This window comes from Kitasatospora sp. NPDC008115 (assembly GCF_042957205.1).
Lineage (GTDB): Bacteria > Actinomycetota > Actinomycetes > Streptomycetales > Streptomycetaceae > Kitasatospora.
Map to the genome: position 1 here is coordinate 37,425 of NZ_JBIBHU010000009.1, position 18,410 is coordinate 55,834.

The following is an 18,410-nucleotide window of genomic DNA, read 5'->3' on the forward strand; positions in this document are numbered from 1 at the left end:
GGGCCGGGCGCTCAGCCCTTGGAGCGGGCCTTGAACGCCGCCTTGCGGGCCTCCTTGGCCACCGCCCGGTCCGGATGCAGCTCGCCGACCGCCTCCAGCACGTCCGCCGTGTAGGGGTGCTCGACCCGCCACAGCTCGCCGAAGTAGCCCACCGGGTCGTCCGTCACCGGCAGCTCGGCGACCAGGTCGCGCAGCTCGTCCGGATCGCCGCCGGTGTCCAGCAACTGGGCCGCGAAGGCGTCCACCACCGTCCACAGCGCCATCGCCCGGTCCGGCACGGGCACGTCCGCCACGCCGAGCGACACCAGCCAGGCCCGCGCCCCGCCGCCCAGCTCCGGGTCGTCCAGCACCTCCCGGACGGCCGGCTCGGCGGGCGCGCCGAGCAGGGTCAGCGCCGAGTGGCAGAGCAGCCGCCGCATCGGGGCGTACGCGTCGGTGCCGCGCGCCGCCGCGAGCAGCTCGCGCGCCGCCTCCACCGGCTCCCGTCCGGCGACCCAGACCTTCAGCTCCTCCTCGGGCAGCACATTGGCGGCCTCGCTGACCCCGCGCAGCAGCCCGGCGGCGTCGCCCCGGGCCAGGTCACCGACCAGCGGAGCGTCGTAGCCGTCCTCCAGCAGCCACTGCCGGATCCCGTACTGGCCCAGCGGCGTGAGCCGGACCAGCCCGAACCGGGCGGACTCCGCCTCGTCCAGCTCGGCCTGCTCGGCCCTCTCCGGCTCCTCCCCCTCTTCCTCCTCGTCGAAGAGCTCCGGGTCGATCGGCCGGTACTCCAGCAGGCCCAGCTCGGCCAGGTCGGCGAGCATCGGGTCCAGGGCGACCATCACATCGGTGATGTCGCCGAGCAGCTCGTCGCTCGGCTCCTCGCCCTCCGGGACCACCAGCAGCGCGGCCAGCACGCCCAGCGGCACCGTCTCGTTGCCGGGCTCGGCGAAGGCGGTGGTCTCGTAGAGCACCTGGAGCGCCTCGTCGAGCAGTTCGGCGGCCTCGTCACGGGCGTCCTCGACCTCGTTCAGGCCGTCCTCGTCCGCCTCCGCCGGGTCCTCGGTGGGCTCCAGCTCCTGGGAGTCCGCCTCCGCCGCCAGCTCCCGGACGATCCCGGCGGCCGTCAGCCACAGCTCCAGGACGGTGTCGGTGTCCCCCTCCTCGGCCGGCTCCAGGTCCGGCCCGGGGACGGCGACGTGCTCGCCGGACGCCGTGGTGCCCAGCTCGACCAGGTCCAGGTCACAGGCCAGCGACCAGGCGCGCATCGCCTCGACCACCGCCTCCTCCGGCGCGTCCCCCTCCTCGGGGGCCAGGCCCAGCAGCCGGGCGGCCGGGGCCCGGTCCGGGCCGGTGAGGTCGCCGAACTCGTCCACCGCGCGGTGCGGGGCCGTCCAGCGGGCCAGCTTCAGCGCCCAAGCGAGCATCGGGACGGCCTTCGCCTGCTCGGCCAGCTCCGGCTCGGACGGCAGGGTGACCGGCGGTACCAGCACGGCCGCGTCGTCCAGGTCTTCGTCGTCCAGCCCGTGCGCGGCGAACGCCCCGTACAGATCCTGCAGCTCCAGGTCGGCGGGCAGCACCGCGCCCTCGCCCGACGCGGGGGTGTCGGCGTTCCTACGACGTCGTGCGGCCATCGTTGCGCGTTCTCCCTACGCCGAGCGGTCAGCCGGCCGGGCCGCGGAGATCACCTCCGCGTCACCGGTCCACCACCTCAGCGTATAGGCCGGGCACCCCCGACGCCCGGCCTCGAGGGGCGCGCGCCGCAACCGTGCGCCCACCCCTTATCCTTCGAAGTCGGTACCGCGCACAACCCCGCGCGCGCCGACGGGCAACGTAGCCCCCCTCTCAGCTCACCTGCCCCACCAGGGAGCCCGCACCGAGGCCACCACCACAGCGCCGCCAGGACGGGCGCGCCGGCACACCCCGCCGGTCCGGGTGGTGCCCGGCCACAGGAGACCCCTGCCATGGCGGACCTCTCCCCCGCCGGCTCCGGCCTGCGCACCGCGCAGTTCGACGGACGCCGACTGTCGGAGGCCCTGCTTCCCCTGGAGCTCGCGCCGCGCGCCCAGCTCCAGCTCTCCGCGATCAGCCGCTGGAACGCGCTGCGCGGAGTACGCGTCGGCCTCGTCGCCGCCGCCCTGCTGCTCATGCTGATCGGGGCCAACCTGGCCACGCCGATCTACTCGCTCCTCCAGCAGCAGCTGCACCTCACCGCGTTCGACACCACCGTCCTGTTCGCGATCTACGTGTTCGCGCTGGTCCCGGTGCTCGCCGTGGTCGGCCACTGGTCCGACCACCTCGGCCGGCGCGCCCTGATCCTGCCCGCCGTCGCGCTGTCCGCCGTCGGCGACGTCGTGTTCGCGACCTCCGGCAGCTTCTGGCAGCTCGCCGCCGGCCGCGCCGTCCAGGGCGTCGCCGTCGGCCTGACCACCGCCGCCGCCGGAGCCGCCCTCGGCGACCTGCTGCCCGACCGCCCCTCCCTGGCCGCCAAGATCACCCTGGCCTGCTCGGCCGGCGGCGTCGCGCTCGGCCCGGTGATCGGCGCCCTGCTGGCCGACGGCTCCGACCCGCTGCTGTCGCCCTTCCTGCTGCACGCCGTCGCCCTGCTCGCGCTCTGCGTGCCGCTCGCCCTGGTCCACCCCCGGATGCCCGGCCGCAACCGCCCGCCGGCCTCCCCGCCCCGCATCACCACCCCGGCCCACCTGCGCCCCCAGCGACCCCGGCTGCCGCGCACCGGCCGCCGCGAGTTCCTGCTCGCCGCCTCGGCCGGGTTCATCTCCTACGCGGTCTTCGGCGTCTACCTCAGCCTGGCCCCGGCCTTCGCCGCCAAGCTGCTGCACACCGACTCCAAGCTGACCGGCGCGGTGGTCGCGGCCCTCCTGCTCGGCTCCTCGGCCGTCGCCCAGCTGCTCGTCCCACCGACCGCCGACCGCCTGGTCATCGCCCTCGGCATGGCCGGCCTGGCCACCGGCCTCGCCCTGGTCGTCACCGCCCAGTACACCGGTACCCCCGCCCTCCTCTTCATCGGCAGCGTCCTCGGCGGCGCCTGCCAGGGCATCGCCTTCCGCTCCCTGTTCACCACCGCCGTGGCCGCGATGAACCCTGAACGGAGGGGCTCCGAACTCTCCTCCCTCTGGATCATCGTCTACCTCGGTTCCTCCCTCCCCATCGTCGCCGTGGGCGCCTTCGTCCAGACCCACGGCCTCCTCCCCGCCACCAGCGGCTTCACCCTCCTCGCCGCCCTCCTCTGCACCGCCCTGGCCCTGGCCGTCGCCCGCAAGCCCAAGCACTGACGCCCACCCCACAATGCCGCTGCCCGGGACAGCCATCGTCCCGGGCAGCGGCGTTTCCGCGCCCCTCATCCATGCTCCGCCCGCCCGGTGAACACCCGTGCATGATCAGCTTCGTTGAGCAGTTCCACCGCCGTTCCCCACCATCCACCCCCCACCCGCCTCCCGGCGGGTGCCCGCCCCGGGCCAGCGCTGCGCGGCGCCCGGCCAGGAGCACCGGACAGGCGTCCGTTGCCCAGAGCCGTGATGGCCGTCCCCGGCCAGATACAGATGGTGGTTTGGCGGACGGCCGTCACCAAAGACGACGCCTTCACAAGCGGCAGATCAAGATCCCGCCGAGGCATGTGATCTTGAACGACCCATTGCTCGCGATCGCACCCGCAGCGACCTCGGCTGCGCGACTGACCGTCTCGCGGAAGGGGACGCCGCATTCGTCGGCCCATGCTCCGTAGGAGGCGAGGTGGGCAATGATCGGCGCGGGGTCGGTGAGCTCGATGGTTCCGGGCAGCTCCCGGACCCGAATGTCCTCGAACACCGTCCGGAGATAACCGGGGGCCTTCTCCAAGGAGAAGCGGGAGCTGAGGGAGACCCGCGCCGGCCCCTCGGCGATCCCGAGGACGTCGCCCGCGGCCCGGGACCAAAGCTGGTCCAACTCCCGCTTGTCGGTGTCGCTGTTGGTCGAGGCGATGATCACGCCGCCAGGGCAGAGGACGCGGGCCAGTTCCTTGATCGTGGCCTCGATGTCGCTGACGTGGTACAGCATGTGCAGGGCCAGTACGGCGTCGACGCTGTTGTCGGCGAAGGGCAGGGCCTGCGCGTCGGCCACCAGGACCGGCTTCTCGACGTCGGCGAGGATGCCCGCCGAGATGTCCATCCCGACGACCTGAAGCTCCGGGCGGTCTCTATGCAGGCGACTGACGAACTTGCCGTTGCCGCAGCCGACGTCGAGGACGATCCCGCTTGTACCGGCCAGCTCTTCGACGACGATCCCGGGCAGGTCGTACTGCGGCTGCTGCCACCGGTAGATCGACTGGCGGGCGGCCAGATGGCGTCCGTCGGCATAGGCATGGTTCGCGAGGATCGCCTTGTCGGCGACCGCAGCGTCCTGCTGTTCGGTGTTGCTCGTCACTGGGGCGGCTCCGGAGAGTTCGTGAGTGCGGGTCGAGAGCAGGCTTCTCTGACATTCTCACGGAGACTCAGGACCACCGGGGAGCCTGCGTAGGCGGGCTCGGCGAGACGAGTGCTCAGGGCCCGGAGGCGGGTGGAGATGCTCGCTGTTCGCCGGTCCGGCGCGGCGTTCAGCACCACCGAGAGTTTCTCCCGTACAGCGTCGAGGTCATCGTGGGCGAGATGGGCGTTGGCAAGGTCGAGGCGGGCGGCCAGCAGGTCGCCGGAGGACTGTTCTTGCTGTGGAGCGGATTCGTACAGGGCGATGGCCCTGGAGGACGCCTCGATGGCGCGGTTCACGTGACGATGGCCGCCCAGGGCAAGAAGAGCGGTGCCGGCGTAGGTCCACTGCTTGGCCTCGGGAAACGTGAACACGCCGGGGAAATCCATGGCGGCCACAGTGCCCCGCTCCGCCTCGGCCGCCTCCACGGCTCGTAGCGCGCTCGCGCTGTCGCCGAGCGCAGCGGTGGCCCGCGCTTCGAGGCTGAGCAGGCGGGCTGCGATCGTCCCGCCGTCCGCGTACGGTAGTCCGGCTCTGGCCAGCTCGGCGGCCTGGCGGTGGTCCTGCTGCCAGTAGGCGATCAGGGACTGGACGGATCGGATCCAGGCCCGGAGACCGTTGTGACCGGCTGACTCCGCGCAGCGCCAGGCCGTTCGCGAATGCGTAGACGCGGCTTTGTACTGGCCGAGGTCAAGGGCGACATGGGTGGCCAGGCCGCAGAGGCGGCCGGCCTGAAGGTAGAGATGGCTCGTCTGGAAAGGGTGTTGGCGGCCTCGGAGTAAATCGAACACTCCTCGCCGGAGAGTCCCGATGTCGTGGAAGAGCTCGGACACCGGCTTGCTCACGTAGTCCCCGGCCAGCCTCGCAATGTCCGCGTCGATCTGTTCAAACAGCGTGTCGTCCACGTTGGACGCGCTTGCGAAGCGAAGGAAGAGTGCGGACTCTGCCGAGTCGACTGTCACGGCCGCTACGAGATCGTTGTCGTGGTCCACGGGCCGGGCAGACACAGGAGACGAGGCAACGCCGACGCTGCTGGGCGGTGAAACTGCCTCGGCGGCTGCAGGGGGTGCTGCCAGCAAGTCGGCCAACTGGCCGACCGAGAGTCCCAGGACTCGGGCGAGCTTCGGCCGCATCCAGGGCTGCGGTGCTCCCCTGCCGCTCTCCCACCGCCCCACGGTCGTACGGTCCACATCGAGGGCTTCGGCCAAGGATTCCTGGGTATGGCCGACAGCCTCCCTGCGCTGGATCAGCCGGGACCTCCTGGATGCCATCCCGCGTCCTCCAGAGGTACGTCAGTTCGTCCGCAGCCGTAACAGGCCAGGTCATGCCCGGGTTTGCAGCACGGATGCCACCTTGCCACCTCAATTCTGCTCTGGTTCACCCGTGATGGAGGCGGTTCTGTAGATACCTGCCGGGTGAATCCCGGCGCGAATCGGCCCGCTGCCGACCTCGTCCCGGTGAAAGGTCCGCGCTCATGTCCGTCGCCCCCCGCCAAGCCATCACCCCCGACCCGTTCGGCCTTCGCGTGCTGCCCGGTGCCGAGGCCGTGCCGGACGCCCGGCGGCGGGTGATACGGGCCGTGCGTGGTTGGGGCCTGCCGCTCGCGGAGGACGCGCTCCGCGATGTCGAGTTGCTGTCCAGCGAGCTGATCACCAACGCCGTGTCCCACACCCACGCCCCGTGTGTCGTCTGCGTGTCCTGGGACGGTGACCGGCTGCGCGTTGAGGTGACGGACGTCGGGCACGAACTGCCGGCTGCCGGCGGGATCGATCTCGACGCCACCGACGGGCGAGGGCTGTTCCTGGTGGCAGCGCTCGCGACGGACTGGGGCGCCGAGCCGGACCCCGCCGGCAAGCGAATCTGGTTCGAGGTCGGCACCACCGCCGCCGTTTCGGGGGACGAGCGACTCACCGCGCTGGTGAGGGCCGCGACCCCAAGGGCACGGGACGTCGTCCCGACCAGTGCCTGACAAGACTTCCTCCCGCCCCGACCCGGGCTCGGAGGATGCAGGTGGCCGCGCTGGTCAACAGCCACGCGGCACAAGCGCCTGAGGTTCCTCGCTGGCGGCATGCCCCGGCAACGGATCCATCGCTGCACCCACGACGGGGCTGGGCAGTCGGCCCGTCCCACGAAACCGAAGGAGTGCTTCATGCCCGAGAACCTGACGACCAGCACCGAGCTGGAGGGCGACGGTCTGCTGGTCGCCCGCACCAAGGTCGCCGCCGCCCGCTCGCGCGGCGAGCAGCCGTCGGACGGCGGCTCCACCGGCCGTACCGACACCAACGACTGACGGCTGCATCACCATGACCACCGAGCGCTTCTCGGTGGTTGAGCGTCTGGGCGGGGACGACTTCCTCGCCCAGACGCTCGGCCGCAGCTTCAAGGTCGCATGCGGTGAAGCCGCGTCACTCGCCGGACTGATGAGCTGGGATGACCTCAACGCCATCCTCACCCACCACCGGTTCGAACCCCCACGCCTCCGCCTCGCGGCCAACGGCGAGCAGGTGCCCGCGCACACCTACTCCCGGCCGATCACCACCCGGCGGAGCACCGTCTGGCACCAGCTCCAGCCCTCCGAGTTGCACAAGCGACTCGACGAGGGTGCCACGCTGGTCCTGGACGCCGTCGACGAACTCCACCCCGGCATCGGCACTCTGGCCGGCCAGCTGGAGCGCTGGCTGCGAACCGGCGTCCAGGTCAACCTGTACGCCTCCTGGACCGGCATCGAGGGCTTCGGCGTCCACTGGGACGATCACGACGTGGTCGTCGTCCAACTCGACGGCGCGAAGCGCTGGCGCATCTACGGCCCCACCCGCACGGTGCCGATGCACCGCGACGTCGAGACGCCCGAGCCGCCGCCCGAGGAGCCAGTCGCCGATCTGGTCCTCACTGCCGGCGATGTGCTCTACCTGCCTCGGGGCTGGTGGCACGCCGTCGCCGCCTCCGAGGGTGAGCACTCGCTGCATGTCACGTGCGGGCTGCAGAGCACAACGGGCGCCGATCTGATCACCTGGCTGTCGGAGATGTTGCGCGTCCACGAAGCCGTGCGGGCGGACATTCCACGCCTCGGGACCGCTGAGGAGCAGCGCGCCTTCCTCGACACGATCGGCAAGCTCATCGCGACCGAATTGGAGAGCGATGACCTGATCGCCCGCTTCTCCTCCGCCCGCGACGCCACCGAGCGAGCCCGGATCGCACCGTCGTTGCCCCACATCACGGCGGCCCCAGCGAATGCCGATCTGCAGGTATGCCTGGTCACCACGCGGCCCGCGCTCGCGGCCATGCCCGATGGCACCGTCCGGTTTACCGCCGGAGGTGAGGAGTGGGCGTTTGCCGCCAAGGCCGAGCCGATGCTCGCGCTCCTCGCCGACGGGGAACCTCACCGGCTGGCCGATCTCGCTCAGGCCGCAGGCATCACTCTCGGCCAGGCGGCTGGTGTCGTGACAGAGCTGGTCGACGGTCAGGCCGCCGCGATCGGAGGCCCACGATGACCGCCCAGTTGGGCCTCGGCACCTACCGCTGCCTCGATGTGGCAGAGGCCGCGCTGATGGCCGCCTCCCGAGGTGCCGACTGGGTGGACACCGCGCCCAACTACGCAGGCGGCCAGGCGGAGACGGCTCTCGCCGTGACTCTGGCTGCCTACCCGGATCTGTGCGTCTCCACGAAGGTGGGCTTCGTCCCGGCCAGCGCGATGCACATCGGTGTGCGAGCCGGTGCCCTGTCCGCAGCGGATGCCGAACGCGGACACTGCCTCACCCCGGGCTACATCTCCTGGCAGCTCGCGCGGAGCAGGCTCACACTCGGCCGGGTACCCGACCTGGTGTTCGTGCACAACCCCGAGCATGCCTGCCCGGACGCCGAGATCACCGGCAGGCTCTACAACGCCTTCCTGACTCTGGAGGAGGCGTGCAGCCAACAGATCATCAGCGCCTACGGAGTGGCGACCTGGCGAGGATTCAGTAACGGCCTGTTCGACGTACCCGCGCTGCTCGAACTCGCGGCCAAGGCCGGCGGTCCGAAGCACCACCTCCGGGCCATCCAGCTCCCGGTCTCGCTCGTCCACCTCGCGTCCGTCGCCCAGGCGCTCGACGGACGCGGCCCGTTGGCCGATGCCCTGGCTGCGGGACTGGAGGTGTTCGCCTCCGCCCCGCTCCACGGTGGTGCGATCCCCGGCATGGTGACCCCGGAACTGTCCGAGCTGATCAACCCTGGCAATACACCTACTGAGGCCGCCCTCGCCGTCGTCGCTTCAGCCCCAGGGGTGAAGCGCGTGCTCCTGTCGACGGGGAACCCGGAACACTGGATGTGGGCCGCCGAAGCCGTCGGCCGACCGTCGCTGTCTCCGGACGCGCTTCGAAGGGTCGTTGATGTACTCGGAACCTGAGCCGGACACCGCCAGGCGGATGCGCGGGATGCACGCCACAGCAGCAGCGGTGCTCGGTGCAACCCCGATCGGCTCGCGCGAAGCGTGGGGCTGGCGCGGACGTACCCTCAGCCGCCCGGTCGCCACGGCATCCGGCGAGAGCTGGCTCCGCCTGGTGTCCGCCCCGGCCGACAAGGCCGGCGGAAAGCTCTGGGAGGGACCGCAGGAGGCGGAACGGCTCATGCCTCCTGCGGTACCCAGGCCGCGCCTGCGAGAGCGGCGCACCTGGATCGAGGGCGAGCACGGCTACCTGGCAGAGTTGTACGACAAGATCACCGCCCCGACCGTCACCACGCACGAGCCGATCCTCCGGAAGGCACCCGACCTGGACAACGCATGGTGGGACGGGATCACCACCGCACTCGACGCCATTGCCACCATTCCCAGCAACCGAGTTGCGGTCCGGCAGGAATACTTGGACCGCGCCATGCCCCAGTACCTGGGCATCCCGATCGACACCAAGGCGCCCGCCTGGACGACCGCTCACGGCGACCTGCACTGGGCCAACCTCACGGGCCCGACCCTCACGATCCTCGACTGGGAAGGCTGGGGCACCGCACCCGCCGGCTACGACGCTGCGCTGCTGCACTCCTACAGCCTCCTGGTCCCCGACACCGCTGCCGAAATCCGTCGGCGCCTCGGACACATCCTCGACACGCCCGCAGGGAGATTCGCGGAACTCGTCGTCATCACCGAACTCCTGCAGACCACCACCCGAGGCGACAACCTCGACCTCGAGGAGGCTCTGCGAAGGCGGCTCTCCGCGATCACCAGATGACCGGCCCCGGCCCGGACGCCGAGTCCGGCCGGGGGCTCTTCCTCGTCGATCGGCTCACCCGGCAGCGATGGGACGTGATCCCCTGGTGGCGTGGCAAGGTCGCCCACGCCACTCTCACCGTGTCGGCCGCGCGCAACGGCACGCGGCCGACACCCAACGCCCCGAAGCCTCAGCGCCGTTGAGCAATCGGAAACCCGCACCCGCTCAGAAAGAGAGCACACCATGCAGCACCGCGTCCGCGCCGTCCTCCTCACCCCGAACGACACCATGCTGCTGATCAAGCGTATCCGCCCCGGCATCGACCCGTACTGGGTGATCGTCGGCGGCAAGGTCGAGCCGACCGACGCGAGCCCCGAGGACGCCCTCCGCCGTGAGGTGCGCGAGGAGGTCGCGGGCGAGGCCCGGATCGTCGGCCTCCTCCACAGCATCGAAACCGACGGCGAGCGCCAGGACTTCTACCTCGCCACCATCGAGACGTGGGACTTCGAGAACCGCACCGGCCCCGAGTTCAGCCAGGAGGGCCGGGGCGAGTACCTCCTGGAGGAGATCCCCCTGACCGCCGAGGCCCTCGGCGCGGTCACCCTCCTGCCGCAGGAGATCGCCGCGGTCCTCCGCGAGGCCGTTGCACGCGGGGACCTCACCGCTGCCAGGTAGTCGCGAGCTCCTTCACCGTCTGATCCGCCAGTGCGCGGGCTCCCTCAAGTCGGGGGTCCTCGGGGTGTGCGTGCGGTCCGAGGATCTTCGCCGCGACGAAGAGTGTCATCAACTTGCCGCCCCGGCTCGCGAAGTCGGCGCTCCGCTCGGAGCGGACGCGGTCGGCCAGGGCCGGGACGGCGAGCGACGCGGCCCACAGGGTGGCCGAGTCCAGGCCGCGCGGAGCCATTCCCCAGTCCTCCCAGTCGAAGACGCAGAACTCCGGGGCCGTCACGTTCGCCCAGTTCAGGTCCGCGTGTGCCGGATGCCAGTCGGCCACCGTCGCGTCGACGTCCGGGAACACCGGACGGATCGTCCGCGTCACCAGGTCCTGGGTGATCGTCTCCGTGTCTGGCGTGGCGATCCGGGTCGTCCGCTGCCGGGCGAGCGAATCCAGAGAGGAGTTCAGCTCTGCCCACCAACCGGGAGGTAGCTCGGGTGCGTGCGCCAACACTGCGGGCCCCACTGGCTCGGAGGGCAGGAGGCGGGTCTCGTCGGCCCGCCACATCACCGGCTCGGCCTCGTCCCGCCAGGCGATGGCGGCCAGCCATGCGGGCTTCGCGATGCCGCTCAGCGCCTCGGCCGACGGTGTGCCGTCCCCGCCCTGGGTGCCGATCCGGTCCAGCCCGCGCCGCTCGATCCGCACCCAGGTGCCGCGCTCGGTGCGGGCGCCGACGGAGCGGCGCTTGCGGACCACCGATGAGCGGTCGAGCCGGGTCGCCAACGCGGTTTCGACCCGGTCCAGCACCTCGTCCACAGGCACCCGGCGCAGATCCGTCATGGGGCAACGGTAGCGGAGGCCACCGAAGGCCTCACGCTGCGTCAAATGACGTGATACGTTCCGTGTTCAAAGAGAACATGCGACCCCGGCGGTGCTGGAACACCCCGGGGTCTGGCAACAGGAGCGAGACCTCCCGATGCGCGTCCATCGTAGCGCCCACGTGCGCGACTTCACCGTGCTACCCAACGCCATGTTGCAGTACCGGCGGTTGAGTTACACCGCCCGCGGCCTGCTGGCGGATCTCCTCTCCCGGCCCGACGGCTGGCGGGAGGACGGCCGGCACATGGCCGACACCAGTCCGCAGGGCCGTGGCGCGATCCGCAAGGCGTTGAAGGAACTGACCGAGGCCGGGTACTACCGGGTCGAGAAGATCCGCATGCCCGACGGCACGATCCGCTCCGAGACCCACGTCTACGACACTCCGCAGCGCTCCGCGCCGAGTGCCGACCCTCCGGTACCCGGTGGAGGGGCCGCCGGTGACGCGGGCGGCCCTGTAGTAAAGAACCGGAGGCAAGAAACCTCCCTCCCCCTGGACGAAAGGCTCCGCGAGGCGGTGGCCACCCTGTTCCGGGTGATCCGGCCCGAACCCCGGCTGCGCCTGGGCGAGGCCGAGGCAAGGGAGTTGGCGCCGCTGGTCGCGGAGTGGCTGGAGCGCGGCAGCACCCCCGGCGACATGGCCCACGCCCTGCTGCCGGGCCTGCCCGTCCCGGTGCACTCGGCAGCGGCCGTGCTCCGCTACCGCCTGGAGCACAAGATGCCGCCCACCCGGCCCGTTGCACAGCCGCCGGCCCGGTACGCCGAGTGCGCGAAGTGCCACGACCCCGTACCCCGACCGGGCATCTGCCGCCCGTGCGCCGGCCTGGCCACCCGGACCCCCACGGCCCACCAGGGCGCGGACGTGGCCACCGCAGGCGCCGCCCGAGTCCGAGCCGCCCTCTGCTCCGCGACAACCGGCAGCCGGCCTGCACCCATCGCGGCCTGAGACACGTTGTCCCACCCTGCTCCACCAGCGCCACGCGGCTATGGCAGGGGCCGGAGGGTGGATGGTGGGGCACGGCGGCTTCGAAGGCCCCGGGCAACTGCGCCTCCACCCTCACGACTTCCATCTGTCAGTGCTGATCTCGATATCCCAGGCAACGTGGTCGCTGAGGTCACCTGTGCAGCTCAGGGATGGTGCGAGGAGCGTTGAAGGTCACTGCGGGACGGACCCGGTTGCTGTACTTTGCTGCCGTCCTTCTGGAGCCTGCGGATGCGGGCGGGCGAGCCGGTCTCGCCGCCCTTACGGCCAGGTGCCGACCAGCACCGGCTCGGGGTGGAGCGCGATCCCGGTGGCGACCTCGACCTGGGCCGAGAGCTCGGTGAGGGCTTGGGCGAAGCCCGTTGCGGTTGCTCCGTCGTGGGCGGTGAGGGTGAGGGTGCGGCGATCCGAACAGCGGATGCCGTCTGCGATCCTGTAGCCGGGGCGGTAGCCGATGTGTTCCAGCAGCCAGCCGGCGCCGGCCCGCACCTGCCCGTCGCTGTCGGTGTGGACGGGACAGTCGGCGGCGGACAACCGGGCGGCCTGAGTGGCGGTGACGGGCGGGTTGAGGAAGACCGATCCGGCCTGGCGGGCGGCGGGGCCGTAGGGCACAAGGAGGAGTCCACGGCGGTGGCGGTTGGCGAGGACAGCGGCCGTCACCTCGGCGACGGGCGGGCGGGTGCCGATCGGGACGCCGAGCTCGTCCGCGAGCGGCTGGTAGGCGACGGCGGCGGCCGGCGAGCGGGTGAGGTGAAACGTCGCCGTGAGGACGGTCCAGCGGCCGGCGTTGCTCTTGAACCGGCTGTTGCGGTGCCGCAGGCGGCAGTCCTCAGCAGGCAGGGTCCGCATGCGGCCCATCTCCCAGTCCCACACCGTCAGGTGGTCAAGGGTGTCGGAGATCTGCTGACCGTAGGCGCCGGCGTTCTGAACGGGCGCGGCCCCGGTGGTTCCGGGTATCCCGGCCAGGCACTCGATCCCGGCCAGGTGCTCGGTGGCGGCCCAAGCGGTGAGGTCGGTGAGCGGGTGTCCGGCCTGCACGGTGACGTCGACCGTGGTGTCGTCCACGCGGGCGGCGGTGATGCCCCGGGTGTTCATCACGACGACGGTGCCGGGGTGTCCGGCGTCGGAGGCGATGACGTTGCTGCCGTGGCCCAGCACCACGGGCGCCTGTTCGTGGCGCTGCCCGATGGTCCTGACGGCGTCGGCCCAGTCGGCGGGGGTGGAGATCGTCAGAACGTACTCGGCAGGGCCCCCGAGCCGCAGGGTGGTCAAGGACGCGAGAGTGGTGCCGGGCACGGTTGGCCCTCCTAGGGTTCGTCGGTGATCGCCTTGAGGGCGAGGGCCCGGAGTGGGGCGAGTCGGGCGCGGTTGTCCTGGTGGTGGTAGACGGCGTTGGTGCAGATGGCCAGGAAGCGGCCAGTGGCTGGGGCGAGGTAGAGGCTGGTGCCGGTGAAGCCGTGGTGGTAGGCGACCCGGCCCTCGTCGGCGAGAATCCAGGCCAGGCCCCGGTCGAGGCCGGGCTCGATCGCAGCCACCGGCTGCATGCTGTCAGCGAGCCAGCGGCCCAGGAGGCCGCTGGTCGAGTAGGCGGTCAGCAGCTGAGTGGCGAAGGCGGCGAGGTCGGCCGGGGTGGTGAACACCCCGGCGTGGCCGGCGACGCCGCCGAGCAGGGCGGCATTGTCGTCGTGCGGCAGCCCCCACAGCCGGGGCCCGCCGCTCAGCCGCTGCCCGGTCGGGGCGACCTGGGCGGAGCGGGCCACTGGCCCGTACGTGGTGCTGGTCATGCCGAGGCTGCGCCAGAGATCGGAGCCGAGTTCGTCCAGGCGGCGGCCGTGGAACTGGGCGAGGGCCAGGCCGAGGAGGATGAAGCCGCGGTTGATGTATCGGTGGCCGGCTCCGGGTTCGGCGATCAAGTCTTCGCCGCAGATCAGCTCGGCCAGCGGTCCGGGGCGGTTGCGGTACTGGTCGAGGCGGGTGTCGGCCCGGATGCCGGAGGTGTGAGAGAGGATCTGGCGGGCCGTCACCAGCCCGCTGGGTGCCTCGGCCGCGACGGCGGGCAGCAGCTCGCGCACCGGGGTGTCCAGGGTGAAGCCCTCGGCGAGCGCGGTGCCAACCAGCGGCCAGGTGGCCAGCACCTTCGTCAGCGACGCGACGTCGTACACCGTGTCCGGCCCCGGCCGGGCATCGCCGCACTCGGGGGCGACGACGCCGGAGGACAGGTAACCGGGTTCGGCATCGAAGGAGCCGTGGGTGATGACGCCGCCGGGTACAGTGCCGTCGGCGGTCATCAGGTCCAGGCACTCACGCAGGTCGGCGAGCGCGTTCGGGGTCCACGGCGCGGTGGTGGTCACGGCTACTCCTGGTCGATCGTCAGGTGGGCACCGAGCGCGGCCAACTTCGGCAGCAGGCTGCCGTATCCGCGCCGCAGGTGGTACATCCCTCGGATCGTAGAGGTGCCCTCGGCGGCCAGAGCGGCGATCACGAGCGCGGTCACCGCCCGGATGTCCTCCCCGGCCACGTCGGCGCCGGTGAGGGCGGACCGGCCCCGGACGGTGATCACCGAGCCGGTCGCGTTGACGGCGGCGCCGAACACGGCCAGGGCCGGCAAGTGGGTGTTGCGCTGGGTGTAGATCCGCTCGTCGATGCGGGAGGCGCCCTCGGCCTGGGTGAGGAAAGCGGTCAGCTGCGGCTGCACGTCGGTCGGAAAGCCCGGGTGCGGGCCGGTGGCCATCTGTACCGGCCGTGGCCCGGCCGGGGTGCTGACGACCGTTCCGCCGTCCAGCAGGTCGAGCTGGATTCCGGCGTCGGCGAACACCGACACCAGCCCCTCCGGGAACGCGGCGGGCGGGAGGCCGTCCAGGTGGACGGTGCCGCCGGTGATGGCGGCGGCCAGCGCGAGGGTGGCGGCCTCCAGCCGGTCCGGCGGCACAGTGAACACCCCGCCCCGGATGCGGTCGGTGCCGGTGACGTTCAGTGCGGTCCTGCCGCGCCACTCGATGCCGACGCCGGCCTCCGAGAGCAGGGCGGCGGTGTGGGTGACCTCGGGTTCCATGCTGGGGTTGAGGATCGCGGAGGTGCCCGGGGTCCGGGCGGCCAGCAGCATGGCGGTGACCGTCGCGCCCAGGCTCGGCCCCCACGAGCGGGTCTCCACGTCGGTGGCGAACGGCAGCCGCCTGCCGGTGAACCGGGCCCGCACCCGACCCCGGTTCACCTCGACCTCGGCCCCGGCGGCTTCCATCGCGGCCAGGTGCCGGTCGATGTAGCGGGCGCAGAAGGCGTCCCCGCCAGGAGTGGGGAAGGTGACCTTGCCGACGCGGGCCAGCAGAGCGCCGCCCATCACGGCGGTGGTGCGGATGCGTCGTCCGAGGTCGTCCGGGATGACGGGGAAGTAGGAGTCGGCGGGCCGGGTGGCGAACTCGTCGCCGGTCAGGGTGGCGCGGGTGCCGGTGCGGCGCAGGATGTCGGCGACGACCGAGGTGTCCAGGATCTCGGGGGCGCCGAGGAGGGTCAGCGGGTCGTCGGCGAGGATCGCGGCGGCGTACAGGTGCAGGGCGATGTTCTTGCTGCCCTGGACGGTGGCGGTGCCGGCCAGGCGGCGGCCCCCGGTGATCCGGACAGCCCGCTGGTCGGCCGTCGGGGTGATGCCGGTGGTGGGCATGGTCACCTTCCCTGGCTTCCGGCCGGGAAGAAGCCCCCGACCTGGGTCTTCGGGTAGAGCAGGGTGTGCGCGCCGATCAGGGTCGCGGGCTGGAGGACGGTGCCGGCGGGGACGATCACGCCGTCGCCGACCACCGCGCCGAACTTGGTCTGGCCGGTGGCGACTCGGTGGCCGTCGAGGTGGGCGCAAACCTCTTCAGTGGCCGGTTCGGTGACCGGCCCGGAGGTGACCCGCAGGCCGGTGGTGGAGACGAACGCGCCGATGTTGACGCCGAGGCCGAGCACGGAGTCGCCGACGAAGCTGGTGTGCTTCATGAACACCCCGCCGGTCAGCAGTGAGCGGGTGACCTCGGCTCCGAAACCGATCCGGCAGCCGGGGCCGACGACGGTGTTGTCGCGCACCCGGGCGCCGGCCTCGATCACCGCGCCGGGGCAGACCAGCACCGGGCCGGTGACGAACGCGCCTTCGGCGATGACGGCCCCGGGCGCCACGATCACGTGGCCCCGAACGCGGGCGCCGGGCTCGATGATCCCGGTCGCCTCCGGCAGCGGGATGTCCAGGTTGCCGACCAGCAGGTCGGTGATGGCCTTCTTGATACCGAATACGGTCGGGCAGCAGTTCAGCAGCTCCAGCACGACCGGGTCGGTGACGTGCTCGGTGTCGAAGTAGTACGCGGGGGTGGTGCGGTAGTCGATGCGGTCCAGCTCGGTGTGCAGCGCGGGCGCGTCGGTCAGCCGGTGCATGGCTGGATCTCCTCTCGGACGAGCGAGCGGAAGAAGGGGCCGTTGCGATGGCCCCTGGGCCTCAGGAGGCACGCAGGTCGGGCACGGTCGCCGCCATCCGGGGGCTGGCCTCGGCCGGGTGGTCGTGGACAGCGACGCCGAGCAGGGCGAGAACGGGCAGGTGCAGGGCGACCCAGGAGGCGGTGAGGAAGGTGCCGAGCCGGTCGCGGTCCGCCGGGGCGGCGTGCCGCCGGCCGGCCGGCGGCGGAGAGGTGCTGGGTGTTGACACGAGAGGGCCTTCGGCAGCAGCGGGAGGGGTGGGCGTTCCCCAGTGAACTGCCAGGCGAAGGGCCGGATCCGTAGCCGGATTACGGGCCGTAGTCCGGCTACGGATCAGATGATCTGGACGCCCGCCCGGGCGGCGAAGTCCCGGACACCGGGCAGCTTGCGGTCGTGCCGTAGCAGGGTGGTGGCGAGGTCGCGGACGGCACCCCGGCGGATCTCCTGCGGGGCTGTCTCCTCGGCGGCCAGCAGAGCCCGGTAGCACTGTTCGGGCTTGCCCCACTGGTCGAACGCGCGGGCCACGTCGGTGAAGAAGCGGGCTTGCCGCTCGGCGGTCGGCAGCGCGGTGGGGTCGATCGTGGAGGCCAGCTCGATCGCCCGGCCGGCGTCGCCGAGCTCGTAGTGCACCGACAACTCGTGCAAGGCGACGCCTTGGACACCGTCCACCAAGCCGGAGGTCCGGCCGGCAACAGCGGCGCTGTCGGCGGCTTCGCGGATCAGCGAGTGCGCGTAAGCGCGGTCGCCGGTCTTCGCGGCGGTGTAGGCCGCGGTGGCATACAGGTCGCCACGGACGGCCAGGCGGGCGGACTCGGGCACCGTGGTGTCGGCGAGGAGGTCCTCGGCAGCGACCACCACGATGTCGGTTGCCCGCGCCAGGCTGCCCTGGCGGCGCCAGGCGCTGGAGACCATCCGCTGAGCCTCGGCGACCACCAGCGGGTCGCCGCCGTCCCGCGCGGCGGTGAGCGCGCGGTCGGCGGTGATGGCCACCAGGTTGTTGTCGCCGATCTTGATGCACAGCCGAACCGCGAGGTTGTAGAGCTGGGCGACGTTGCGCGCCCGCTCCTCGATGCTGCCGACCATCTGGGCGGCGGCGATTCGGCTCGGCAGGGCCTCGGCGAGGGCATCGTACTTGGCCGCCTTGAACTCGAGACGAGACGTCAGGAGCGAAGCGGCGACGGATTCGCGGGTCGGCTCGCTGCGGGGCGTCGGAATCCGCCCCGCCCCGTAGAGCAGCAGGTCCTCCAGGCCGGCGAGCGGTGAGACGGTCTCGGCGTGCGCGGCCTGCCGGCCGACGGCCGGGGTGAACAGGGCGGCAGCCGCCAGGGTCAGGAACGGGCGGCGTCGCACATCGTCCTCCTCGGCAGCGGAAGTGCTCGTCAGCGTAATGGAGGTGGACTTGCGGGGGCGGGACTTCGGCCGGTTGGAGGCCGGTTGCGGTAGGGCCATCAGCTCGGTGAGCTTGCAGCTCAATACCTCTGCGAGGCGCCGGAGCAGAGTCAGGTCCTTCACCTGTTGCAGGTCCCGTTCGACCAGTGACATCCAGACCTCGCTGCGGTCGAGTTCAGAAGCGAGGCGGAGCTGGGTCCACTCCATCTCGGCGCGACGGAGCGCGATGAACTTGCCGAACGTGATGCCGCTGCTCCCCACGTTGCCCCCTGATGCCGTGTTGAAGCCACTACGGACCGCTACCGTACCGATGGCCGGGGCCAGGTGCAGCGCTTTCGGATCGGCGCACGTCGAGCGGGCTTGACATGAGGGCGCGGGTGATTCTGTGGGCTGGGGATGTGCACCATTCGGTGATCAGGAAACGCCGCTGCCGCGCGAACCCGGGGGTTCG

Annotated in this window: 18 protein-coding genes and 1 pseudogene; 8 read left to right on the forward strand and 11 right to left on the reverse strand. The window is 71.7% G+C overall.

The genetic code is table 11. From position 1 onward, the window contains the following. Nucleotides 1-11: 11 nt before the first annotated feature. Entirely contained in the window at nt 12-1,613 is a 1,602-nt protein-coding gene (locus tag ACFZBX_RS13770; protein WP_391533799.1) for a hypothetical protein, read from the reverse strand. A 330-nt stretch (nt 1,614-1,943) separates the two neighbouring features. Between ACFZBX_RS13770 and ACFZBX_RS13775 the strand changes: the two genes are divergently transcribed. Continuing rightward, a complete protein-coding gene (locus ACFZBX_RS13775; RefSeq protein ID WP_391533800.1) occupies nt 1,944-3,272 on the forward strand; it encodes an MFS transporter in 1,329 nt (442 codons plus the stop codon). Between the two features lie 307 nt (nt 3,273-3,579). Here the strand turns inward: ACFZBX_RS13775 and ACFZBX_RS13780 are convergent, their stop codons facing one another. From ACFZBX_RS13780 to ACFZBX_RS13790, 3 genes and pseudogenes are all read right to left on the reverse strand, one after another. Continuing rightward, nucleotides 3,580-4,398, reverse strand: coding sequence for a class I SAM-dependent methyltransferase (locus ACFZBX_RS13780; protein WP_391533801.1), 819 nt, complete (start codon nt 4,396-4,398; stop codon nt 3,580-3,582). Beyond that, the gene (locus ACFZBX_RS13785; RefSeq protein ID WP_391534090.1) at nt 4,395-5,429 is read right to left on the reverse strand and encodes an XRE family transcriptional regulator; all 1,035 of its coding nucleotides are present in this window, start codon (nt 5,427-5,429) and stop codon (nt 4,395-4,397) included. The genes ACFZBX_RS13780 and ACFZBX_RS13785 overlap by 4 nt, the downstream gene beginning before the upstream one ends. A gap of 96 nt (nt 5,430-5,525) precedes the next feature. Beyond that, nucleotides 5,526-5,708, reverse strand: a pseudogene (locus ACFZBX_RS13790) (helix-turn-helix transcriptional regulator); the annotation flags it as partial. Nucleotides 5,709-5,911: 203 nt separating this feature from the next. Between ACFZBX_RS13790 and ACFZBX_RS13795 the strand changes: the two are divergent. The 6 genes from ACFZBX_RS13795 (at nt 5,912) to ACFZBX_RS13820 (ending at nt 10,292) form a co-directional block, all read left to right on the forward strand. After that, nucleotides 5,912-6,406, forward strand: coding sequence for an ATP-binding protein (locus ACFZBX_RS13795; protein ID WP_391533802.1), 495 nt, complete (start codon nt 5,912-5,914; stop codon nt 6,404-6,406). Nucleotides 6,407-6,586: 180 nt separating this feature from the next. Then, complete coding sequence (locus tag ACFZBX_RS13800) at nt 6,587-6,727, forward strand: hypothetical protein (RefSeq protein ID WP_167574070.1); 141 nt, start codon at nt 6,587-6,589, stop codon at nt 6,725-6,727. Between the two features lie 13 nt (nt 6,728-6,740). Further along, complete coding sequence (locus tag ACFZBX_RS13805) at nt 6,741-7,928, forward strand: cupin domain-containing protein (protein WP_391533803.1); 1,188 nt, start codon at nt 6,741-6,743, stop codon at nt 7,926-7,928. Next, entirely contained in the window at nt 7,925-8,821 is an 897-nt protein-coding gene (locus ACFZBX_RS13810; protein WP_391533804.1) for an aldo/keto reductase, read from the forward strand. The genes ACFZBX_RS13805 and ACFZBX_RS13810 overlap by 4 nt, the downstream gene beginning before the upstream one ends. A gap of 28 nt (nt 8,822-8,849) precedes the next feature. Further along, complete coding sequence (locus ACFZBX_RS13815) at nt 8,850-9,638, forward strand: hypothetical protein (protein WP_391533806.1); 789 nt, start codon at nt 8,850-8,852, stop codon at nt 9,636-9,638. 222 nt (nt 9,639-9,860) lie between these two features. Then, on the forward strand, nt 9,861-10,292 hold the full coding sequence (locus ACFZBX_RS13820; protein ID WP_391533808.1) for an NUDIX domain-containing protein: 432 nt from the start codon (nt 9,861-9,863) through the stop codon (nt 10,290-10,292). On the opposite strand, the gene ACFZBX_RS13825 is transcribed toward ACFZBX_RS13820, so the two are convergent. After that, nucleotides 10,276-11,112 (reverse strand): hypothetical protein, encoded by an 837-nt coding sequence (locus tag ACFZBX_RS13825; protein ID WP_391533809.1) that lies wholly within the window; start codon nt 11,110-11,112, stop codon nt 10,276-10,278. The two genes, ACFZBX_RS13820 and ACFZBX_RS13825, sit on opposite strands and share 17 nt — an antisense overlap. 136 nt (nt 11,113-11,248) lie before the next feature. On the opposite strand from ACFZBX_RS13825, the gene ACFZBX_RS13830 reads away from it, so the two are divergent. Then, nucleotides 11,249-12,094 carry a hypothetical protein gene (locus ACFZBX_RS13830; RefSeq protein ID WP_391533811.1) on the forward strand — a complete coding sequence of 282 codons (846 nt, stop codon included), beginning with the start codon at nt 11,249-11,251 and terminating at the stop codon, nt 12,092-12,094. Between the two features lie 297 nt (nt 12,095-12,391). Here the strand turns inward: ACFZBX_RS13830 and ACFZBX_RS13835 are convergent, their stop codons facing one another. The 6 genes from ACFZBX_RS13835 to ACFZBX_RS13860 form a co-directional block, all read right to left on the reverse strand. Continuing rightward, nucleotides 12,392-13,426 carry a UDP-N-acetylmuramate dehydrogenase gene (locus ACFZBX_RS13835; RefSeq protein WP_391533812.1) on the reverse strand — a complete coding sequence of 345 codons (1,035 nt, stop codon included), beginning with the start codon at nt 13,424-13,426 and terminating at the stop codon, nt 12,392-12,394. Nucleotides 13,427-13,437: 11 nt separating this feature from the next. After that, entirely contained in the window at nt 13,438-14,481 is a 1,044-nt protein-coding gene (locus tag ACFZBX_RS13840) for a serine hydrolase domain-containing protein (protein WP_391533814.1), read from the reverse strand. A 2-nt stretch (nt 14,482-14,483) separates the two neighbouring features. Then, the gene (locus ACFZBX_RS13845; RefSeq protein WP_391533815.1) at nt 14,484-15,788 is read right to left on the reverse strand and encodes a UDP-N-acetylglucosamine 1-carboxyvinyltransferase; all 1,305 of its coding nucleotides are present in this window, start codon (nt 15,786-15,788) and stop codon (nt 14,484-14,486) included. Nucleotides 15,789-15,790: 2 nt separating this feature from the next. Further along, the gene (locus tag ACFZBX_RS13850; protein ID WP_391533816.1) at nt 15,791-16,531 is read right to left on the reverse strand and encodes a hypothetical protein; all 741 of its coding nucleotides are present in this window, start codon (nt 16,529-16,531) and stop codon (nt 15,791-15,793) included. Nucleotides 16,532-16,592: 61 nt separating this feature from the next. Beyond that, nucleotides 16,593-16,799, reverse strand: coding sequence for a hypothetical protein (locus ACFZBX_RS13855; protein WP_391533817.1), 207 nt, complete (start codon nt 16,797-16,799; stop codon nt 16,593-16,595). A 104-nt stretch (nt 16,800-16,903) separates the two neighbouring features. Beyond that, complete coding sequence (locus ACFZBX_RS13860; RefSeq protein WP_391533818.1) at nt 16,904-18,220, reverse strand: helix-turn-helix domain-containing protein; 1,317 nt, start codon at nt 18,218-18,220, stop codon at nt 16,904-16,906. Nucleotides 18,221-18,410: the final 190 nt, after the last annotated feature.

Excerpts from the sequence above, each read along its gene's own strand:
- ACFZBX_RS13770 (WP_391533799.1), bottom strand. The coding sequence starts at position 1,613 with ATGGCCGCACGACGTCGTAGGAACGCCGACACCCCCGCGTCGGGCGAG.
- ACFZBX_RS13775 (WP_391533800.1), top strand. The coding sequence starts at position 1,944 with ATGGCGGACCTCTCCCCCGCCGGCTCCGGCCTGCGCACCGCGCAGTTC.
- ACFZBX_RS13795 (WP_391533802.1), top strand. The coding sequence starts at position 5,912 with ATGTCCGTCGCCCCCCGCCAAGCCATCACCCCCGACCCGTTCGGCCTT.
- ACFZBX_RS13800 (WP_167574070.1), top strand. The coding sequence starts at position 6,587 with ATGCCCGAGAACCTGACGACCAGCACCGAGCTGGAGGGCGACGGTCTG.
- ACFZBX_RS13805 (WP_391533803.1), top strand. The coding sequence starts at position 6,741 with ATGACCACCGAGCGCTTCTCGGTGGTTGAGCGTCTGGGCGGGGACGAC.
- ACFZBX_RS13810 (WP_391533804.1), top strand. The coding sequence starts at position 7,925 with ATGACCGCCCAGTTGGGCCTCGGCACCTACCGCTGCCTCGATGTGGCA.
- ACFZBX_RS13815 (WP_391533806.1), top strand. The coding sequence starts at position 8,850 with ATGCACGCCACAGCAGCAGCGGTGCTCGGTGCAACCCCGATCGGCTCG.
- ACFZBX_RS13820 (WP_391533808.1), top strand. The coding sequence starts at position 9,861 with ATGCAGCACCGCGTCCGCGCCGTCCTCCTCACCCCGAACGACACCATG.
- ACFZBX_RS13825 (WP_391533809.1), bottom strand. The coding sequence starts at position 11,112 with ATGACGGATCTGCGCCGGGTGCCTGTGGACGAGGTGCTGGACCGGGTC.
- ACFZBX_RS13830 (WP_391533811.1), top strand. The coding sequence starts at position 11,249 with ATGCGCGTCCATCGTAGCGCCCACGTGCGCGACTTCACCGTGCTACCC.
- ACFZBX_RS13845 (WP_391533815.1), bottom strand. The coding sequence starts at position 15,788 with ATGCCCACCACCGGCATCACCCCGACGGCCGACCAGCGGGCTGTCCGG.
- ACFZBX_RS13850 (WP_391533816.1), bottom strand. The coding sequence starts at position 16,531 with ATGCACCGGCTGACCGACGCGCCCGCGCTGCACACCGAGCTGGACCGC.